17 protein-coding genes, 1 tRNA gene and 1 other RNA gene are annotated in these 19,849 nt (G+C 67.1%); 7 read left to right on the top strand and 12 right to left on the bottom strand.

Going from position 1 to position 19,849, the window contains the following annotated elements:
• The first annotated feature begins 209 nt into the window (after window positions 1–209).
• Window positions 210–392: an integrase core domain-containing protein gene (locus tag ACTJI6_RS12995; RefSeq protein WP_440801250.1), complete on the top strand. Its 183-nt coding sequence runs from the start codon at window positions 210–212 to the stop codon at window positions 390–392.
• A 283-nt stretch (window positions 393–675) separates the two neighbouring features.
• Here the strand turns inward: ACTJI6_RS12995 and ACTJI6_RS12990 are convergent, their stop codons facing one another.
• The 6 genes from ACTJI6_RS12990 to ACTJI6_RS12965 all read right to left on the bottom strand — a co-directional run bounded on the left by ACTJI6_RS12990 (window position 676) and on the right by ACTJI6_RS12965 (window position 4,624).
• The gene (locus ACTJI6_RS12990; RefSeq protein WP_126153787.1) at window positions 676–1,116 is read right to left on the bottom strand and encodes a YcgN family cysteine cluster protein; all 441 of its coding nucleotides are present in this window, start codon (window positions 1,114–1,116) and stop codon (window positions 676–678) included.
• Entirely contained in the window at window positions 1,116–2,042 is a 927-nt protein-coding gene (locus ACTJI6_RS12985) for a bifunctional riboflavin kinase/FAD synthetase (RefSeq protein ID WP_440801247.1), read from the bottom strand. Before ACTJI6_RS12985 ends, ACTJI6_RS12990 begins: the two co-directional genes overlap by 1 nt.
• Before the next feature lie 33 nt (window positions 2,043–2,075).
• A complete protein-coding gene (locus tag ACTJI6_RS12980; RefSeq protein ID WP_440801245.1) occupies window positions 2,076–2,519 on the bottom strand; it encodes a MaoC family dehydratase in 444 nt (147 codons plus the stop codon).
• A 158-nt stretch (window positions 2,520–2,677) separates the two neighbouring features.
• Window positions 2,678–3,547: a TIGR01459 family HAD-type hydrolase gene (locus ACTJI6_RS12975; protein WP_440801244.1), complete on the bottom strand. Its 870-nt coding sequence runs from the start codon at window positions 3,545–3,547 to the stop codon at window positions 2,678–2,680.
• The gene (locus tag ACTJI6_RS12970; RefSeq protein ID WP_440801243.1) at window positions 3,547–4,464 is read right to left on the bottom strand and encodes a manganese-dependent inorganic pyrophosphatase; all 918 of its coding nucleotides are present in this window, start codon (window positions 4,462–4,464) and stop codon (window positions 3,547–3,549) included. Before ACTJI6_RS12970 ends, ACTJI6_RS12975 begins: the two co-directional genes overlap by 1 nt.
• A gap of 85 nt (window positions 4,465–4,549) precedes the next feature.
• Window positions 4,550–4,624 (bottom strand) — tRNA-Thr (locus ACTJI6_RS12965).
• 133 nt (window positions 4,625–4,757) lie between these two features.
• Here ACTJI6_RS12965 and ACTJI6_RS12960 point away from each other — a divergent pair.
• Window positions 4,758–5,330, top strand: coding sequence for a hypothetical protein (locus tag ACTJI6_RS12960; RefSeq protein ID WP_440801242.1), 573 nt, complete (start codon window positions 4,758–4,760; stop codon window positions 5,328–5,330).
• A 307-nt stretch (window positions 5,331–5,637) separates the two neighbouring features.
• On the opposite strand, the gene ACTJI6_RS12955 is transcribed toward ACTJI6_RS12960, so the two are convergent.
• The 5 genes from ACTJI6_RS12955 to acnA form a co-directional block, all read right to left on the bottom strand.
• The gene (locus ACTJI6_RS12955) at window positions 5,638–6,369 is read right to left on the bottom strand and encodes a peptidoglycan-binding domain-containing protein (RefSeq protein ID WP_126153793.1); all 732 of its coding nucleotides are present in this window, start codon (window positions 6,367–6,369) and stop codon (window positions 5,638–5,640) included.
• A 180-nt stretch (window positions 6,370–6,549) separates the two neighbouring features.
• Entirely contained in the window at window positions 6,550–6,717 is a 168-nt protein-coding gene (rpmG, locus tag ACTJI6_RS12950; RefSeq protein ID WP_089389030.1) for a 50S ribosomal protein L33, read from the bottom strand.
• Window positions 6,718–6,836: 119 nt separating this feature from the next.
• An RNA gene (rnpB, locus tag ACTJI6_RS12945) (RNase P RNA component class A) lies at window positions 6,837–7,210 on the bottom strand.
• A 92-nt stretch (window positions 7,211–7,302) separates the two neighbouring features.
• Window positions 7,303–9,285 (bottom strand): TonB-dependent receptor domain-containing protein, encoded by a 1,983-nt coding sequence (locus tag ACTJI6_RS12940; protein WP_126153794.1) that lies wholly within the window; start codon window positions 9,283–9,285, stop codon window positions 7,303–7,305.
• A gap of 175 nt (window positions 9,286–9,460) precedes the next feature.
• A complete protein-coding gene (gene acnA, locus ACTJI6_RS12935) occupies window positions 9,461–12,217 on the bottom strand; it encodes an aconitate hydratase AcnA (protein WP_440801240.1) in 2,757 nt (918 codons plus the stop codon).
• A 243-nt stretch (window positions 12,218–12,460) separates the two neighbouring features.
• Between acnA and ACTJI6_RS12930 the strand changes: the two genes are divergently transcribed.
• The 3 genes from ACTJI6_RS12930 to ACTJI6_RS12920 all read left to right on the top strand — a co-directional run bounded on the left by ACTJI6_RS12930 (window position 12,461) and on the right by ACTJI6_RS12920 (window position 15,002).
• Window positions 12,461–13,483 (top strand): DUF1223 domain-containing protein, encoded by a 1,023-nt coding sequence (locus ACTJI6_RS12930; RefSeq protein ID WP_440801238.1) that lies wholly within the window; start codon window positions 12,461–12,463, stop codon window positions 13,481–13,483.
• A gap of 81 nt (window positions 13,484–13,564) precedes the next feature.
• Window positions 13,565–14,173, top strand: coding sequence for an inner membrane-spanning protein YciB (locus ACTJI6_RS12925; protein WP_440801236.1), 609 nt, complete (start codon window positions 13,565–13,567; stop codon window positions 14,171–14,173).
• A 1-nt stretch (window position 14,174) separates the two neighbouring features.
• On the top strand, window positions 14,175–15,002 hold the full coding sequence (locus tag ACTJI6_RS12920) for a glycosyltransferase family 25 protein (protein WP_440801234.1): 828 nt from the start codon (window positions 14,175–14,177) through the stop codon (window positions 15,000–15,002).
• On the opposite strand, the gene ACTJI6_RS12915 is transcribed toward ACTJI6_RS12920, so the two are convergent.
• On the bottom strand, window positions 14,955–15,851 hold the full coding sequence (locus ACTJI6_RS12915) for a hypothetical protein (protein WP_440801233.1): 897 nt from the start codon (window positions 15,849–15,851) through the stop codon (window positions 14,955–14,957). The genes ACTJI6_RS12920 and ACTJI6_RS12915 overlap by 48 nt on opposite strands.
• Window positions 15,852–16,402: 551 nt before the next feature.
• On the opposite strand from ACTJI6_RS12915, the gene ACTJI6_RS12910 reads away from it, so the two are divergent.
• Window positions 16,403–18,976 (top strand): Rne/Rng family ribonuclease, encoded by a 2,574-nt coding sequence (locus tag ACTJI6_RS12910; protein WP_440801232.1) that lies wholly within the window; start codon window positions 16,403–16,405, stop codon window positions 18,974–18,976.
• A gap of 110 nt (window positions 18,977–19,086) precedes the next feature.
• A complete protein-coding gene (locus ACTJI6_RS12905; protein ID WP_126153801.1) occupies window positions 19,087–19,830 on the top strand; it encodes a cytochrome c biogenesis CcdA family protein in 744 nt (247 codons plus the stop codon).
• Window positions 19,831–19,849 lie beyond the last annotated feature (19 nt).

Here is a 19,849-nt window from a genome sequence, read left to right as displayed (position 1 = left end):
CTAACACGCTGGAGGCCGACTTCTGCGTCGAGGCGTTGAATGAGGCCATCCACCGCTTCGGCGCGCCGGGGATCATGAATACGGACCAGGGCTCATAGTTCACGTCCTTCGCCTGGACTGATCGGCTGAAGCGCGTTGGCACCCGGATCTCCATGGGCGGCAAAGGACGCTGCATCGACAACGTCTTCATAGAGCGCCTCTAGCGATCCCTGAAGGATGAATGCGTCTACCTGCACGCCTGGGACACAGGTTCACAGGCAAAGTCTGCCATCGGTCAATGGATGACCTTCTACAATCACCGACGGCCCCACACCGCCCATGGCGGGCAGCCGCCCGCCGGGGTCTACTTCAACAGCATCGAAACCGATCAGCAGACGAAGGCAGTAGCTTAAATCAGTCGGAAAGCTGTCCAGGGATCGGGGAGGAGCTCATATGGGGCGGCTGACCGCTGCGGCCAAATCAATGGCAGATGCAGGCAAGGTCGCCAGCAGGCCAAAGCGGCTGATGTCTTTTTTTAATGCAGGGTGGGCTCGCACGATCGGGTCATAGAAGTGCTAGAGCCGCTCCTTTGTTCCGCCAGACAATGGAGGGCGTTCAGGCGCCAATTCCTATCGGTTGATGCCGGTGGGTACCGGGAAGGTCCACAACTCGCCCAGAAGACCGCTGCAAGGCCTGTCAGGACAGGTCCTCGATGATGTAGTCCTCCCAGTCCTCCTCGGTGACCGAGGCCTCGCTGACGGTCCAGCCGCGCACGCTGGCGCCGGCGAGGTGGACCGACTCCCGGTTGCCGGAGATCAGGTGGTGCCACTTGTAAAGCGGCCGCCCTTCGTGGCGCAGGCGATAGGCGCAAGTGGCGGGCAGCCACCAAGCGATCTCGGCCAGCTTGCGGGGCGTCAGGACCACGCAGTCGGGCACGTAGTCGTGGCGGTTGGCATAGCTGCTGCACTGGCATTTGTCGCCGTCCAGCAGCTTGCAGGCGACGCGGGTGAAGGCCAGTTCGCCCGTGTCCTCGTATTCGATCTTGTTCAGGCAGCACTTGCCGCAGCCGTCGCACAGCGCTTCCCATTCATCGGGCTGCAACTGGGGCAGGGGCAGTTCCCAGAAACGCTCGCGCATCAGGCGCCCGCCAGCACCGCGCGGGCCTGGTCGGCGTCGGCGGCGATCTGGTCGATCAGCACCTGCACGCTGTCGAACTTGGCTTCGTCGCGCAGGAATTCGACCAGCCCGACGGACAGGTGCTGACCATAAAGATCGCCGCTGAAATCGAACAGATGGACTTCCAAGTTCGGCGCGTTGCGGCCGAACATCGGGCGCACACCCAGGCTGGCGACGCCTTGGCAGGACAGCTTGTCCGGCCCGGTCAGCACGTCGACCACCACGGCATACACGCCCAGCCGGGGCAGGTGCAGGTCGTCGATGCGCATGTTGGCGGTGGGCCAGCCGAATTCGCGGCCGCGCTTGTTGCCGTGGACGACCTCGCCCTCGATCCGGTGCAGGTGGCCCAGCATCCGTTCCGCATCCCGAGGGCGCCCGTCGGTCAGCGCCTGCCGGATCGCGGTCGAGCTGTAGTCCTGCCCGCCCGCGCCGACCAGCGGCACCACGGTCACGCCGAAGCCGAACTGGCCGCCCAGGTCGCGCAGCGTGGCGACATTGCCGGCCCGGTCCTTGCCGAAGACGAAATCGGCGCCGACAGTGACATGGGCGACGCCCAGCCCCCCCACCAGCACATCTCGGGCGAAGGCCTCGGGCGCCAGGCCCGCAAGGACCGCGCCGAAGGGCAGTTCATACAGCTGTTCCACCGCCAGCCGGGCCAGCCGGTTGGCGCGCGATTCCGAATTCATCAGCCGGAAGGGCGGCGCGTCCGGGGCGAAGAACTGCCGGGGATGGGGTTCGAAGGTGACGATGCCCAGAGGCCCGCCCGCGTGGCGCGCGGCCTCGATCACGGCGCGGTGGCCCAGATGGACGCCGTCGAAATTGCCCATGGCGACGGATGCGCCGCGGGCGCTTGCGGGAAGACCTGTCCAGTCGCGGTGGATCTGCAAAGGGTGCCCTCATTGGGGCGGCCCGGCGCCCCGTCAGTCGAACTTGCGGCTTGGCGCCAGAACGACCGCCTCGCCTTTCAGGACGACCGTATCACCCACGAGGCAGCGGGTTGCAAGCGTGACCCGCCGTTTCCCATGGTCGATGGCGTCGACCGTCACTTCGGCGCGCACGGTATCGCCGGGACGGACCGGGGCCATGAACTTCAGCGTCTGGCCCAGATAGACCGTGCCATGCCCCGGCAACTGTTCCCCGATCACCGCCGAGATCAGCCCGGCCGTCAGCATCCCATGGGCGATGCGCCCCTCGAAGATGGTGTCCTGAGCGTAATCGTCGTCCAGATGCACCGGGTTGCGGTCGGTCGAGACCTCGGCGAACAGTTCGATATCGCGATCGGTCACCTGCTTTTGCAGATAGCGGGTCATCCCGACCTCGAGATCCTCGATGACGATGGTGCCGCGGGGCAGATTGTCGAACATGCTGCGTTCCATTTGGCTGGCCGAACCGGGTGCGATGATGCTGCATAGCAGCGAAAACGCGCGCGCGCAACAAAAGTTACGATCACTTCCACCAAAGTATAATATTGTTGCTGGGCCGATTTTGGGTGGGGCAGGGCGGACGGCCCTGCGCCGGGCTCTCAGCGCAGCCGGCCGATGCTGTATTGCGGGGCCAGGGCGTGCCCTTCCAGCCAGTCCAGCAGCAGGGCGTTGTCGGGGTTCTCGACATCCGGTCCCAGGGCGTCCGCCGCAAGGCCGCCGGTCACGAACAGCACGTCGATGCCCTGGTCCAGCCCGCCCTTCACATCGGTGAAAATGCCGTCGCCCACCGCCAGGATCCGCGCGTCCGGCGCCAGATCCAGCAGCCGCCGCGCCCGGTCATAGATCGGCGGATGCGGCTTGCCGAAATACAGCGACGTGCCGCCCAGCCCTTCGTAATATTCGGCCAGGGCACCGGCGCAGTAGATCCGCGTCTCGCCCATGTCCACGACCACGTCCGGGTTGGCGCAGAGCAGCGGCAGGCCCCGGTCGCGCGCCTGCACCAGCCGGTCGTGGTAATCCTGCGGCGTCTCGGTCAGTTCCTCGAAGGGGCCGGTGGCGACGATGCCCTCGGCTTCCTCCAGCGGCACGCGACGGATCGGGGCGGCATCGGCGAATTCGGGGGGAATGTCCTCGAAAAAGCCGTCGTCCTTGTCGGTGCCGATATGCCAGACCTTATGGCCGACCGCGCCGGAAAACATCGCCTCTTGCGCGGCGTCGCCCGAACTGACCACGATGTCCCAGGCATCGCGCGGCACGCCCATGCGGTCCAGTTGCCGGATCACGAACTGGTTCGGGCGCGGCGCATTGGTCATCAGCACGACCCGGCCGCCGTCCTGCCGGAAGGCCTGCAAGGCCGCGATGGCGGCGGGATAGGGCTGCTTGCCGTTATGCAGGCAACCCCACAGGTCGCAGAAGAGCACGTCGTAACCGGCGCCGATCTGCGACAGGGACTGGATGATCCGGGTCATTACAGCGCCAGGACCGGGATGATCTGCTTCTTGCGGCTCATCACGCCGGGCAGGACCACGGTGTCGCCGCTGACAGGCACCCCGAAGCTGCGTTCGGCCAGCAGGCGGACGAAATCGTTGGGGATCAGTAGGGTCGCTTCCTCGCGCAGGATGTCGACGATGAAGCACAGAACCTCGTCCGCGCCGTCTTCGGCCGCGACGCGCGGCATGGCGGCGATCAGCGCGTCCTTGCGCGCCAGCAGAACCTGGGGCGCGGTGGTTTCCAGAACCGTGATGCGCAGCTGCTTGCCGCCCAGTTCGTATTCCTTGCTGTCGGTCCGCAGCAGGGCCTCGTCGCTGAAGGCGCTGATGTCGGACTTGGCGGCGAACATCTGGGCCGCGTAATCGGCGATGGTGATCCCCAGGTCGGCGGCAAGCTTTTCGGCAACGGCGCGGTCATGGGCGGTGGTGGTCGGGCTGCGGAATTCCAGCGTGTCCGACAGGATGCAGGTCAGCATCGCGCCCTTGACCCCCTCGGGGGCGCGGGCCATGTCCTCGCCGATCAGGTCGTGCATGATCGTGGCGGTGCAGGCCAGCGGGCGGATGGTGATGTTGATCGGCATACGGGTCTTGATGCCGCCGGCCAGCAGGTGATGGTCGATGATCTCGATCACGTCGGCCTGGTCAAGGCTGGCGGGCAATTCGGCCGGATTGTTGGTGTCGACGATCACGCATTGGTCGCCCGCCGCCACGTCGGCGATGATCTCCGGCTTCGGCAGGCTCCAGCGGTTCAGCATCCACAGGGCTTCGGTATTGGGTTCGCCTTGCAGGACCGCCTGCGCGGGCGTCTTGCGCACCTCGTTCAGATACCAAGCCCAGATGATGGGAGAGCCGGTCGAATCCGTATCGGGAGAGGTATGGCCGAAGACCTTGATCATGATGCACCTTCGCAGCGTCTGGATGTCGCGCGCGTTATAGGGCGGGCGCGGCGGGATGTCCAAGGGAGAAGGGAAAGGCGGGAACTGGTGCCGGTTGAGGGGATTGAACCCCCGACCTTCGGTTTACAAAACCGCTGCTCTACCGCTGAGCTAAACCGGCCCGGTGCGCCCTTCCTGCGATAGCCTCTGTCAGCCGCTTCCGCAAGCGGGGAAAGCGGTTTGACTGCGCGGGCGGCCCCGCTACTGTGCGGCGGCGCCCCAGCGGCGGGCGGGATCGAAGGGGCAGTGCCGACATGCAGATGGCGTTTCACCTGGGGGTGCATGGCACGGACGGGGACAGACTGCTGAAGACGCTGCTGAACAACCGCGACTGGCTGATGCAGCACGGCACGGACATCATCACCCCGAACCGCCATCGCGGCCTGTTCGAAGAGGCGCTGATGTCCCTGAAGGGCGGGCGCGCCACGGCCGAGATGCAGCAGATCATGCTGGACGCGGTCCTGCACAGCGACGACCCCGACCGGGCGGTCTTTTCGACGCCGACCTTCATGGGCGCGCCAGGGCGGGTGGTGGGCCAAACGGGTCTTTATCCGCAGATGGGCGCGCGCGCGGCGGCGCTTGCCAACCTGTTTCCCGACCACGAGGTCGAGTTCTTCCTGGCCATCCGCCACCCTGATCGCCGAGGTTCTGCCGATCTTTACCGGCGGCGGCTATCACGTGCTGATGCAGGGGCGCCATCCGCTGGATCTGCGGTGGCGCGATCCGATCCGGGCGTTGCTGCGGGCGGTGCCGGGCCGCCGCGTGGTGATCTGGTGTCACGAGGACGTGCCGCTGATCTGGCCCGAGATCGCGCGCCTGCTGGGTGACATCCCCCCTGACGCTCCGCTGAAGGGCGGCATGACTTACCTGGAGGAGATCCTGACCCCGACGGGGCTGGCGCAGTTGAGGGACGGCCTGGCCGCGCAGGACCAGATGACCGTCGCCCGGCGCCGCGCCCTGTCGGCGCAGGCGATCAAGGACCATGCGCTGCCCGCCGTCCTGGACCAGGTGATCGACCTGCCGGGCTGGACACAGGATCTGGTGGACCGCGTTACCGACCAGTATCGCGCCGATGTGGCGGAAATCGCGGTCCTGCCGGGGGTGGAATTCGTCCTGCCCTGACAGGGCGCCTTGTCAGCGGCCCACCAGCCGGTCGTATTGCGCGGCGGTCAGATAGCCGGTCGCCTCCATGTCGTTGGCGCGCTGCCAGGCGGCGATGGCGTTGCGGGTGCCCCGGCCGAAAACCCCGTCCACGCCGCGCGTATCGAAGCCGCGTTGCGTCAGCCCGGCCTGCACCGCCTGGCGCTGCTGGCGGTTGAGGCCCAGATCCGCCTCGTTCCCCGCCGGGCCGACGGCCGGGGCGGTGGTCGAAGGCCGGGTGGTCGCCGTTCCTTGCAGGATTTCGTTGGCTTGGGCGGCGTTCAGCGTGCCGGTCTGGGCATAGTTGCGGTCGCGCTGCCACAGGGCGATCGCGCGGCGCGTGCCGGGACCGAAATTGCCGTCCGCCCCGTTCGTGCTGTAGCCCAGCCCGTTCAACTGTCGCTGGATCTGCACGCGCTGCTGGCGGGACAGGCCGGCGGTGTCCGTCTGGGACGGGTTCGTCGGAGCGACCCCGGTCCCGCCGCCCAGCCGTTGGATGCGGTCGCGCGCCTGTTCGGCATAGGCGCCGTTCGGGAACTGCCTCAGATAGGACTGATAGGCCGACAGCGTGTCGGCGCTTTGCGCCTGGGCGAAGGCGGCGCGGTCCTGTTCCTGTTGCAGATACTGGCGGGCCACCCCGCCGACGATATCGCCAAGATCCTGCGCCTGCGCGGGCGCCAGGGTGACGGCGGCGGCAAAGGCCGCGGAAAGCATCGTTCTGACCATCGAAAGGCCCTTTCGCGTTCAAGCCCCAAATCCGGGGCGCCGAAGCTATAGCGCAAAGAAGGGCGTCGGGTTCCAGCGGGGCGGGGCGGCCGGGATCGGCAGACAAAGAAAAAGGGCACCCTGCGGCGCCCTTTCAGGTCTGGACCGGAACCGGAAGGCCCGGTCCTGGCGGCAGGATCGTTACTTGATCTTGCCTTCCTTGTATTCGACGTGCTGACGGACGACCGGGTCGAATTTGCGCACGGTCATCTTTTCGGTCATGGTGCGGGCGTTCTTCTTGGTCACATAGAAGTGGCCCGTGCCGGCGGTCGAGTTCAGCCGGATCTTGATGGTGGTCGGCTTCGCCATGTCATTGCTCCTGCTTCGGGGCAATCGCGCGGCGCAGACCCCGTGGAATTCGTTTGAAGCCCGCCTTTTAGCCATGGGCGGGCCGAAGTCAACCCGAATCGCCCCATTCAGACGGCGATTTGCGCGGAGGGCCTGTAAGCCGGATTCTGTCCACCGCTTTCGCGGCTGGATGACCATTCCTCTGGCCCGGCGGTTGCCCGCCGGATCAAGCTGCCTACCCGGACCTGCTGGGGCAAGGCGGCCCTGTGGCTTGCGCCACGCGCGGTCCCTATTCGGCATTGCTCCCGGTGGGGCTTGCCATGCGGGGCCTGTTGCCAGGCCCCCGGTGGGCTCTTACCCCACCGTTTCACCCTTACCCATGCGAACATGGGCGGTCTCGTTCTCTGTGGCGCTTTCCCTGGGGTTGCCCCCGCCGGGCGTTACCCGGCACCGTCGCCTCATGGAGTCCGGACTTTCCTCGACGGCGCGCCGCCGCGGTCATCCAGCCCTCCGCGCGGTGCCGATATGGCGGGGATGGGGGGCGGGGTCAATGCCGATGTCGCTCGACCGAAAAACCCCCGGCGCGGAGCCGGGGGTTCGGGCGTCTCAGAAGTCCAGCGTCAGGCCCAGCGTGACCGTCCGCCCCGGCGCGTAGAGCGGATACACGTCGCGCACCAGGTTGCGGCCATAGGACGAGCGTTCGTAATACGCCTTGTCCAGCAGGTTATCGACGCCCAGGCGGACCACGACGTTCTCGTATTGCGCGGGACGCCAGGCGGCATAGGCGTTCACGACGCCATAGCCGGGATGGTCGCCAAAGCCGTTGTCGTCGATGTAATCGCCCGACAGCCGGTCGGCCAGTTCGACGGTCGCGCCGACGGTCAGGTTGTATTGCGGGATTTCCTGATCGACATACAGGCTGGCCACGGTGCCGATCGGCGTGACCTCGCCCCCGGCGGGCGGCAGTTCGTCGCCGTCATAGGAGAGCTTGGCCTTGGTCAGGCTGGCGCCCGCGCGGCCGCTGCCCCAGCTGTATTGCCCCGACAGGGTAACGCCCCGGCTGCGGTATTCCTCGCTGTTTTCAAGGACGGGGAAATAGGCATTCGCCAGCCCGTCCAGGCGGGTGTCGAACAGCGTCAGGTTGCCGGTCCAGTTGTCCTGGGCCGCGTTCAGCCCCAGCTTGTAGTTCCGGGCCGTGGCCGGTTCGTAATCGGGCGACGTGACGACCGCGCTGTCCCGCGCGTGCAGATAGCCGTATTCGCCGATGTCATAGCCCAGCCAGGTGCGCGAGGCGCCCGCGAACACCTCGTATCCCGGCGCGAATTCATAGGACACCGTGCCGTTCACGCTGGCGCCACTGTCGGTTTTGCGCAGGCTGTTCCAGTCGGTATAGCGGTGGTGGTCCAGCCGCGCGCCGGTGGACAGGTCGATGCCGTTGTCGAACTCGAACCGGCCCTGGACGAAGGCGCCGACCTGCATCGTTTCGGTCGTGTGGATGCGGACATCCGTGTCGCCGTAATTGTCGATGCGGTAATCGGAATAGTTCCAGTCAAGCCCGGCGGTGACGGTGCCCGGCCCGGTGTCGAAGCGGTTCTGCATGACGCCGCCGACGGTCTGGGCCTCGAAGGCGAAGTCGCCGCCCGCCCGGCCCGGCACGAAGTTCGGGCGCCAGTATTCGTTGCGGTTCAGATAGAACACCACCTCGGGATCCCAGGTCGCGGTGGGGGCGGTCTGGGTGTATTTCAGGGTGAAGCTGTCGCGCGTGATCTCCAGCGGGAACAGGTCGCCGTCGCGCCGCTGGTCCATGTTCATGCGCGTCACGCGGTCGGCGTCATCGCGGCTGTGCTCATAGGACAGTTCGATCCGGTGGCCTTCGAATTCATAGCCCAGCTTGACCAGGCCGCCGGTGGTGGCCGATTCGCTGCCCTTGATCTCCAGGCCGTCGCCGGTCTCGTAATCGTCGCCCCGCGCGACATGGACCATCGCGAACCAGTCCATGTTTTCGTAGACGCCATAGCCCGCCAGATTGGCCGACAAACCGCGCCCGTTGCTGCCATAGGACAGGCCGACCCGGCCGCCCTGGTTGCGGCCCTCGGTCAGAAGATCGCGCGCGCCCAAGGTTTCATAGCGCACGGCGCCCGCCGCCGCGCCGAAGCCTGCATCGGCGGTCGCGGCGCCCGCCTCGACCTCGACCCGCTTGAGGAAGGCGGGGTCGATCACGTTCGAGCCGCTGTGGTGCCAGCTGTCCTTGATCTGCGGCACGCCGTCCACCGACACCGCGAGGTTCGACTGTTCCAACCCGAACACATGGACCCGCTTGGACTGGCCCGCCCCAGCCGACACGGTGACGGCCGAGTTGCGCGAGAAGAGTTCGGACACGTCGGCGGGCTGCAACGCCTCGATATCGTCGCGGCCGACCACGACGCCGCCGGTCGCCTCGACGTTTTCCCGGCCGTCGGCGATCAGGGTGATCGCGTCCAGGACGATGCCGCCGGGGGGCGTGGCTTCGGTGATGGTCTGGGCAGTGGCGGAAACCGCCAGGGCCAGGGTGGAAACCCCGGCCAGCAGAAGCCGGCTGTGCATCGGCATGATGTCCCTCGTGTTCTTGGTTGATCTTTTCGCCGCCTCTAATCTTGGCTTTGGATAAAGTCAACTATAACAGTCAGGAATTTCATGCGGTGGTGCCGTGCGGCCGCATTGGATTGTTTCAAAAGAAAAACCCCGGCCTTCCGACCGGGGTTTTCCGAAGCGCCGCTGACTGGGATCAGCTTGCTGCCAGGTTGCGCAGCACGTAATGCAGCACGCCGCCGTTCTTGAGGTATTCGATCTCGACCTCGGTATCGACGCGGGCTTTCAGCTGGATTTCCTTCACCGTGCCGTCGCTGTACTTGATGGTGCAGGGCACCAGCGACAGCGGCTTGAAATCGCCCGCAAGGCCGTGGATGGACACCACCTCGTCGCCCTTCAGGCCCAGCGTCTTGCGGTTCTCGCCCGGCAGGAACTCGAACGGGACGACGCCCATGCCCACCAGGTTCGAGCGGTGGATGCGTTCGAAGGATTCCGCGATCACGCCCTTGACGCCCAGCAGGTTGGTGCCCTTGGCCGCCCAGTCGCGCGACGACCCGGCGCCGTATTCGACGCCGCCGAAGATCACCAGCGGCACGCCCGCCTCCTGATAGGCCATCGAGGCGTCGAAGATCGTCGTCTGCTGTCCGTCCGGCCCCTTGGTGAAGCCGCCTTCCACGCCGTCCAGCATCTCGTTCCTGATGCGGATATTGGCGAAGGTGCCGCGCATCATGATCTCGTGGTTGCCGCGGCGCGAGCCGTAGCTGTTGAAATCCTTGGGCGCGACCTGCCGTTCCAGCAGATACTGGCCGGCAGGGGTGGTGGGCTTGAACGACCCGGCCGGGCTGATGTGGTCGGTGGTGATCATGTCGCCCAGGATCGCCAGGACGCGCGCGCCCTCGATGTCGCTGATGACGCCCGCTTCCTTGGCCATGCCCTGGAAATAGGGCGGGTTCTGGATATAGGTCGAGGTCGGCGGCCAGTCATAGGTCTCGCTGTCCGTGACCTTCACGGCCTGCCAGCGCTCGTCGCCCTTGAACACGTCGGCGTATTTCGACTGGAAGGCCTGCCGCGTGACGGTGGCGTGGACCAGATCGGCGATTTCCTGGTTGGTGGGCCAGATGTCCTTCAGATAGACATCGCGGCCTTCCGGCGTCTGGCCGATCGGATCCTTGGTCAGGTCGACGTTCAGGTCGCCCGCGATGGCGTAGGCCACCACCAGCGGCGGCGAGGCCAGGAAGTTCGCGCGCACATCGGGGCTGATGCGGCCCTCGAAGTTGCGGTTGCCCGACAGCACGGCGGTCGCCACCAGGTCGTTTTCGGCGATCGCCTTGGAAATCGCCGGATCGCCCAGCGGACCCGAGTTGCCGATGCAGGTGGTGCAGCCATAGCCCACCAGGTTGAAGCCCAGGGCGTCCAGATCCTCTTGCAGACCGGCCGCTTGCAGGTATTCGCCCACCACCTGCGAACCCGGCGCCAGCGAGGTCTTGACCCAGGGCTTGCGGTTCAGGCCAAGCGCGCGCGCCTTGCGGGCGACCAGACCGGCCCCGATCATCACATAGGGGTTCGAGGTGTTGGTGCAGCTGGTGATCGCCGCGATCACGACCGAGCCGTCGCGGATGCTGTAATCGGTGCCCTCGACCGGGACGGTCTTGCGCACGTCCCTGGCCGGGGCGACGACAGCGCCGCCTTCGGCGCCCATTTCCAGCGCGTCCTTGGACAGATCCACGCCCCGGTAATCGGCCACCAGCTTGTAGAAGGTGCGCGCGCTGTCGGTCAGCGGCAGATAGTCCTGCGGGCGCTTGGGACCGGAAATCGCCGGCACGATGGTGCCCATGTCCAGTTCCAGCGTCGAGGTATAGACCGGCGCGTAATCCGCCCCGCGCCAGAAGCCGTTCTGCTTGGCATAGGCCTCGACCAGGGCGATGCGGTCCTCGTCCCGGCCGGTGTTGCGCAGGTAGCGCAGCGTTTCCTCGTCGATGGGGAAGAAGCCGCAGGTGGCGCCGTATTCGGGTGCCATGTTGGCGATGGTCGCGCGGTCGGCCAGCGGCAGGTTGTCCAGCCCCTCGCCATAGAATTCGACGAACTTGCCCACCACCCCATGCTTGCGCAGCATGGCGACGACCTTCAGCACCAGGTCGGTGGCGGTCGTGCCCTCGACCATCTTGCCGGTCAGCTTGAAGCCGACGACTTCCGGGATCAGCATCGACACGGGCTGGCCCAGCATCGCGGCTTCGGCCTCGATCCCGCCGACGCCCCAGCCCAGCACGGCCAGGCCGTTGACCATGGTCGTGTGGCTGTCGGTGCCCACCAGCGTGTCGGGATAGGCGACAAGCGCGCCGTTCTGGTCGGTGTCGGTCCAGACGGTCTGGGCCAGGTATTCCAGGTTCACCTGGTGGCAGATGCCGGTGCCGGGCGGCACCACGCGGAAGTTGTTGAACGCCTTCTGGCCCCATTTCAGGAAGGTATAGCGTTCGATGTTGCGTTCGTATTCCAGATCCACGTTCATCTGGAAGGCGCGCGGATTGCCGAATTCGTCGATCATCACCGAATGGTCGATGACCAGATCGACCGGGTTCAGCGGGTTGATCTTCTGCGCGTCGCCGCCCAGGCCCAGGATGCCGTCGCGCATCGCCGCCAGGTCGACGACCGCCGGAACGCCGGTGAAGTCCTGCATCAGCACGCGGGCAGGGCGATAGTTGATCTCGCGCGGGTTCTTGCCGCCCAGGGCCGCCCATTCGCCGAAGGCCTTGATGTCGTCGACCGACACCGAAAAGCCGCCGTCCTCGAAGCGCAGCAGGTTTTCCAGCACCACCTTCAGCGCGGCGGGCAGCCGGGAAAAGTCGCCAAGCCCGGCTTCGGTCGCGGCGTCGATGGAGTAATAGGCGTATTCCTTGCCGCCCGCCGTCAGCGTGCGGCGCGTCTTGGCGGTGTCGGTTCCGATCTGGATGGGCATGGAGGCCTCCCTGTCTGCGAATTGGATGGGTCGGGCATGGATGGCCCCTGCTTTGCCCCATGCGGCGGGGCTGCGCAAGGGGATCGCGCCACAAATGTATGCAATCGCATACCATGATGGCCGCTGTTGCTCAAGAGGCACGACGGCTGCGCCGGATCTTGCTTAACGAAGCGTTGATTTGTTCCCGGCGCGGGGGCGGGGTTAAGCAAGGTGAACGGATCAACCACGCATCGGATCTTTGGAATGCTGACCGGAACGGCAGCCAGACCATCCAGACTTCTTGCCGCCGCCCTGTGCAGCCTGGCCATCGCTGCGGGCGGATCCGCCTGGGCGCAGGACAGCGGGCCGGGCGCGGGGGGCGGCCTGTCCGCCATGGGCGCCCCCGCCGGGCCGGGTAGCGGGGGGCCGGGTAGCGGGGGGCAGGACGCCGGGACTCAGGACGCCGAGGCGCCGGTCATCGCCGCGCCCAGCGATCCGGGCCGCTGGGCGCCGTCGCCGTCCTCGACCTATGTCCCGTCCGAGATGGGCGGCTTCAACAGCTTCGCCGCCGGGGACATGACCCCCCCGCCGCTGGAGCATTACGGCTTCAACCCCGACGCCCTGCCGGTGGTGGTCGAGCTTTTCACCTCGCAGGGCTGTTCGTCCTGCCCGCCCGCCGACGCCATGCTGGCGGGCCTGCTGGACGAACCCGACATCCTGCCGCTGTCGTTCCACGTCGATTACTGGGATTACCTGGGCTGGGCCGACAGCTTCGCCCGCCCCGAGTTCACCGAGCGTCAGGAACGCTATGCCATGGCGGCGGGCGAACGGTCGGTCTATACGCCGCAGGTCATCGTCGACGGCCAGGACACCGCTGTCACGCTGGGACCGGCGCAGTTGATGGGGCTGATCGACGCCAACCGCCTGTCCCCCGCCACCATCAGCATCCGCCGCGACACCACCCCCAAGGGCGAGATGATCGAACTGATGCCGTTGTCGGACCTGGGCGGCAGGGTGGAGATCCTGCTGGTCCGCTATGCCCCCGAGCGCCGGGTCCAGATGACGGCCGGCGAGAATCGCGGCAAGGTCGTCACGTACACCAATGTCGTTCTGTCCCTGGACCGGCTGGCGGAATGGGACGGGGTGGCGGCGCTGCGTGTGACGGTCAGCCCCGACGGCACGGCGGATGACCGCTTCCCCGACGATACCCGGCACGCCCTGCTGGTGCAGAAGGAAGACGGCGAGGACATGCCCGGACCGATCCTGGCGGCGATCAGGCTGGACTAGGCGGGCAGTCCGGCAGGGCTTGCCGGAAGGGCCGCGATGCAGCAGAACGGGCCGGTCGGCCGGAACAAGGACAGGGATGCGATGAAAGAACCGAAAGCCTGGGTGTTGCAGGTGCTGGAATGGGGGCCGCTGCTTCTGTTCTTCGCGGTCTTCATGCTGAACCGGGGATCGGATGTCGCGCTGTGGGGGCAAGCCTATACGCCGCTGGTCTTTGCCACTCTGATCTTCATCCCGGCGCTGGCCTTGGCCACGCTGATCCGCTGGCGGCTTACCGGCAAGCTGTCGCCGATGCAGATCGCCACGCTGGTGCTGGTCGCGGTCTTCGGCGGGCTGTCGGTCTGGCTGAACGATCCGCGCTTCTTCAAGATCAAGCCGACGATCATCTATCTGCTGTTCGCGGGGCTTCTGGGCTTCAGCTTCGCGACGGGACGCAACTGGCTGCAAGCCGTTCTGTCCGAGGCCTTGCCGATGGATGCCGAGGGCTGGCGCAAGCTGACGCTGCGGATGGCGCTGCTGTTCCTGGGCCTGGCGGTCGCGAATGAGATCGTCTGGCGCAGCATGTCGGAAACCGCCTGGGTCTATTTCAAGACCTTCGGGATGCCGCTGGTGATCTTCGTCTTCCTGCTCGGCAATGCGGGCCTGTACCGCGCCCATGCGCTGCCCGAGCCGGGCGACAAGGCAGGCGGATAGCATGCAGCCCGAGCCGGTGGTGCTGCCGGTCAGCCAGGCGCGGCTGGCCGTTTTCCTGATCAACATGGACCGGGCGCCCGACCGCCTGGCGGCGATGCGGGACAAGCTTGCGCGCGCGGACCTGCCCTTCTGCCGCATTGTCGGGGTGGACGGGCGCGCCCTGACCTATCCGATCCCGGAATTCTCGGAACGCGGCTATCGCCTGCTGCACGGCAGGCGCACCTCGCCTGCGGAGATCGGCTGCTATCTCAGCCATGTGGCGGCCGCGCGGGCGTTTCTGGAAAGCGACGCCGACCTGGCCCTGATCCTGGAGGACGACGTGTCCTTCCAGCCGGACTTCCTGGACACGCTGGACCGCGCCGCCATGCACCGCGACCTGTGGAACCTGCTGCGGCTGACCACCGTCAACCGGGGGCGGCGGTTCCGGGCGCGCGACCTGGGCAAGGGCTGGTCGCTGGCGATCACCCTGACGCGGGAAAAGGGGGCGGGGGCCTATGTGATCGACCGCCGCGCGGCGGAATGGATCGCCACGGATCTGCTGCCGATGCGCCTGGCTTTCGACATCGCCTTCGACCTGGAATACCTGTCCGGGCTGCGCGCCTGCTTCGTCCATCCGCTGCCAGCCAGCCAGGTATCGGACCATCCCACGCAGATCCAGGATACCCGTCTGGCCTGCAAGCTGCCCCGCTGGCGCTATGCGACGGTTCTGCCCTATCGGGCCTGGCTTGAGCTGTCGCGGGTGGCGTGCCGGGGCGTTCGGCTGGTGGCGGCGCGGCGCGGATCAGGCCTTGACGCCGCCGAATTGTCCGGGCGCGGCCAGCAGGCGTGACCACCGGGGCTGCGTCCGGCCGGGCAGGCGGGTGCGCAGCAGCGACAGAGGCAAGGCCCAGGGCTGCGCCAAGGCGGTGCGATAAAAGTCGAACAGCCCGCGCCGCAGATAGGGCGACCAATGCGATAGCCGCAGCGACGGCCGCTCGACCGGGAAGCCCAGCCGGTCCAGGGCGGCCAGGGTCGCGGCGTCGTCGATCTGCACGTCCAGCCAATTGCCCGCCGGCCGGTCCAGGCCGAAGCCGAGCGCCTGCCTGCGGCCCCGGTCCAGCCACATCTCCATCGCGAAGTCGAACAGGTCGTTCTCGCGCGAGGTGATGTTCAGCACCTCGGCCCGGCGGCCTGCGGGGCTGTCCACGGCGGCGGCGGCGGTGTCGCGGAACTCTGCGCCGGTCAGCAGGACGATCCGCCCGATGCTGCCCGGATCGGCGTGGTTCAGCGCCTGCAAGGCCACCCGCGCGCCCAGCGAATGCCCGATCAGCGCCACCGGCCGCCCCGCCAGGCCGGCCAGATCCGACACCACTGCCGCAACGGCGCGGCCCGCGTCGCCTGCGCGCGCATAGGCCTGGCCCAGCATTCCCCGCGCCTCCCAGCCGAAGGCCAGGGCCAACCCCTCATCCGCGGTGTCGGTCCCGAAGCCCAGGGCGCGCGGCCAGGACAGGCCCCGGCGATGCGCGGGGTCGGGGTCCAGCGACAGGATGTGGCGGTGCGGGTCGCAATGCGGCGCGGCGGGGGAATAGCGATAGCCGTGGATCATCACGATCAGCGGGGCGTGGCCGGGCAGGGCACGGGCTGCAGGGATCAATCCTTCGGGCAGCGCGCGATCCGCATCGACCTTGACCACCGGCATGGCGTTTTCCCCGTCTGTCTTGCCCGCAGGGCATAGGCAAAGGGTGCGACATCGGCGTGAAAGAACCGTTAAGGCTGCGTGACGCACGGTGCGCGGGCGCCGTTTTCGCAGGCTGAAACCCGCGTATTCCGCGCCATGCCGTTTTCGGCATTGAATTTTCCACGCTCGGACCTCTATGTTGCGGCTATGCGCCTCGCTTCCCGCAATCTTGGGTTGCGCGACGCCCACAGTTTCGCAGCGTGGCATGTGTCGCACCGGGTTTCGGAAGGCGGGATAGGTCACGCGGGAAAGCCCGTCCGGTGTGCATCGCGGTGCAGCCGGGCGAAAGCAGACAGCGGCGCGACCGGCCCGACAGCCGCCGTGCCCACCGTAAGGAACAGACGCGATGACGCGCGAAAGGGACGGACAGGATCGGAACGGGGGGGCGGTATGCCTGTCCCGCCGCATCCCCGTCGCCAATGCCGCGCCCGTGTCCCCATCATCATATCGCGGCCTGCGCGCGGGGGTGTCATTGGCGCCGCCGGGTGCGCGTTCGCGCGAAAGACATAGCAATGGCAAAGAAAATGCTGATCGACGCCACCCATGCCGAGGAAACTCGGGTGGTCGTGGTGGACGGAACCAAGGTCGAAGAATTTGATTTCGAGACCGTAAACAAGCGCCAGATCTCGGGCAACATCTACCTGGCCAAGGTGACGCGGGTCGAACCCTCGTTGCAGGCGGCTTTCGTGGATTACGGCGGAAACCGCCACGGCTTCCTGGCCTTCGCGGAAATCCACCCGGATTACTATCAGATCCCGGCCGCCGACCGCGCCGCGCTGATTGCCGAGGAACGCGCCTATGCCGAGGCGCAGGAGGCCGAGGAGGCCGCCCGCGCCAGCCGCCGCCGCAAGCCTCAGGCCGAACGCGCCGAGACGGGCGACGACATCGCCACCGCCGATGCCGCCGACGCCGACGATGACGCCGCGCCCCAGGCCGAGCATGAGGCCGAGGAGGCCGAAGATCACGACGGCGACAGCGAGGCCGCCCTCGACCATGCCTCCGACAAGGACGAGGACATCGAATCGGTGGCCGAGGAGGACGTGGCCGAGGAAATCCGCGTCCAGAAAAAGCCGCGCGCCCGCCGCTACAAGATCCAGGAAGTGATCAAGGTCCGGCAGATCATGCTGGTCCAGGTCGTCAAGGAGGAACGCGGCAACAAGGGTGCCGCGCTGACCACCTATCTGTCGCTGCCGGGCCGTTACTGCGTGCTGATGCCCAACACCGCGCGCGGCGGCGGCATCAGCCGCAAGATCACCAACATCGCCGACCGCAAGAAGCTGAAGGACATCGCGTCCGAACTGGACGTGCCCAAGGGCGCGGGGCTGATCATCCGCACGGCGGGCAGCCAGCGGACCCGGACCGAAATCCGGCGCGACTACGAATATCTGCTGCGGCTGTGGGAACAGATCCGCGACTTGACCTTCAAGTCGGTGGCCCCGGCCCCGATCTATGAGGAAGGCGACCTGATCAAGCGCACCATCCGCGACCTCTACAATTCGGAAATCGACGAGGTTCTGGTCGAGGGCGAGCGCGGCTATCGCGTCGCCAAGGACTTCATGAAGATGATCATGCCGACCCATTCCGGGGCCGTGCAGCAATATACCGACCAGATGCCGCTGTTCGCGCGCTATCAGGTGGAAAGCTATCTGGCGGGCATGTTCAACCCGACCGTGCAGCTGAAATCCGGCGGCTATATCGTCATCGGCGTGACAGAGGCGTTGGTGGCAATCGACGTGAACTCGGGCCGGGCCACCAAGGAAGGCTCGATCGAGGAAACGGCGCTGAAGACCAACCTGGAGGCCGCGGACGAGGTGGCGCGGCAATTGCGCCTGCGCGACCTGGCCGGGCTGATCGTCATCGACTTCATCGACATGGAGGAGCGCCGCAACAACGCCGCCGTCGAGAAGCGCCTGAAGGACAAGCTGAAATCCGACCGCGCCCGGATCCAGGTGGGCCGCATCTCGGGCTTCGGCCTGATGGAGATGTCGCGCCAGCGGCTGCGTCCGGGGATGCTGGAATCGACCACTCAGCCCTGCCCGCACTGCCACGGCACCGGGCTGATCCGGTCCGACGACAGCCTGGCGCTGACCATCCTGCGCGCCATCGAGGAAGAAGGCACCCGCAAGCGGTCGCGCGAGGTGCTGGTCAAGGCGCCGGTCGCGGTGGCGAACTTCCTGATCAACCAGAAGCGGGAACATATCGCCGGGATCGAGGCGCGCTATGGCCTGTCGGTGCGGCTCGAGGCCGATCCGTCGCTGATCTCGCCCGATTTCGCCATCGAGAAGTTCAAGACCGCGACCCGCAACGTCCCCGAGGTGTCCGCCCCGGTGCTGTCGGTCGATGCCGACCTGATGGCCCAGATCGACGACGAGGACGACGACCTGCCCGAGGAAGTCGCGGCCGAAGCCGAGGCCGCCGAATCCGAGAGCGAGGCCTCGGCAGCCGATGAGCGGAACGACGAGGGCCGGTCGCGCCGCCGCCGCCGTCGCCGCCGCAAGGGCGGGGACCGTGCCGAGGGCGACGCGTCCGAGGCCGGCGACGATGCCGAAGCCGAAGCCGGTGCCGAGGACACGGCCGAGACCGCCGACGAACCCGAGGCCGAGACCGCCGAGGCAGAAGCCGAAGGTAACGGCCGCAAGCGCCGGTCGCGGTCTCGCAGCCGCCGCCGTGGCGGCGATCTGCCCCGCGCCGAGGGACTGCCCGAGGTCGTCGATCTGGCCGACGCCCCGGAAGAACCCGCCGAGGCGCTGCCGGGCCTGAACGCCCGCCCGGAACCGAAGGACGATCCTTCCGAGGACGGCGAGATCGTGCCCCTGTCCGAGATCGCGGCCGAACCCCAGGCCGCCGATCCCGAACCGCAGGCCGACGCCTTCGTGCCCGCCGAACTGGTCGCTGTCGAGGTCGAGCAGACGGTGGTCGAGGCCCTGGTGATCGAAGCCCCTGAACCGCAGGATGCCGAACCCGAGGCAGCCGAAAACCATCCCGAACCCACGCCGCCGGCCGCGCCCGCCGAGCCCGAGCCGGAAATGGCCGAGGCCGAGGCGGATCGTCCCAAGCGCCGGGGCTGGTGGTCCGGCAACCGCTGACACCGGATCGCCGACAAGAAAGGGGGCGCGGGAATGCCGCGCCCTTTTTTCACCGGGGCGTGACGCGATGACCCATGGTCGGCGCCGAATCAATCGCTAGACTGCGCGCCATGCTGGGAATCGAACTCGCCACCGCCGCCTTCCTGCCCGCCGCCCTCGTGGCGCTGCTGGCGGGGATCCTGTCATTCCTGTCGCCCTGCGTGCTGCCCATCGTGCCGCCCTATCTGGCCTATATGACCGGCGTGGGCGTGAACGGGCTGAAGGCGCAGGAACGCAGCGCCGTTCTGCCCGCGCTGTTCTTCGTGCTGGGCCTGTCCACGGTGTTCCTGGTGATGGGCTTCGCGGCCTCGGCCTTCGGGCGGGCCTTCCTGCAATACCAGGATCTTCTGGCCAAGATCGCCGGGGTCATGGTGATCGTGATGGGCCTGCATTTCCTGCATGTGATCCGCATTCCGATCCTGGACCACGAGGCGCGGATGAACGCGGGCAAGCAGGACGGCGGGGCCTTGGGGGCCTATGTCCTGGGCCTGGCCTTCGCTTTCGGCTGGACCCCCTGCATCGGCCCGCAACTGGGCATGATCCTGTCGCTGGCCGCGACCGGGGGCGAATTGTCGCGCGGCACCGCGCTGCTGGCGGTCTATGCGCTGGGCCTGGGGATCCCGTTCCTGCTGGCCGCGATCTTCATCAACCGCGCCATCGGGCTGATGAACCGCATCAAGCCCTGGCTGCATGTGATCGAACGGGCGATGGGCGCGCTGCTGCTGGTTGTGGGGACGATGCTGCTGACCGGCGCGTTCTCGGCCTTTGCCTATTGGCTGCTCGAGACCTTTCCGGGGCTGGCGATGCTGGGGTAAGCCCGGACAGGCTCGATGG

It is taken from the genome of Paracoccus sp. 22332, assembly GCF_052045125.1.
Lineage (GTDB): Bacteria > Pseudomonadota > Alphaproteobacteria > Rhodobacterales > Rhodobacteraceae > Paracoccus > Paracoccus haematequi_A.
This window is presented reverse-complemented; position numbering and strand designations above follow the sequence as displayed.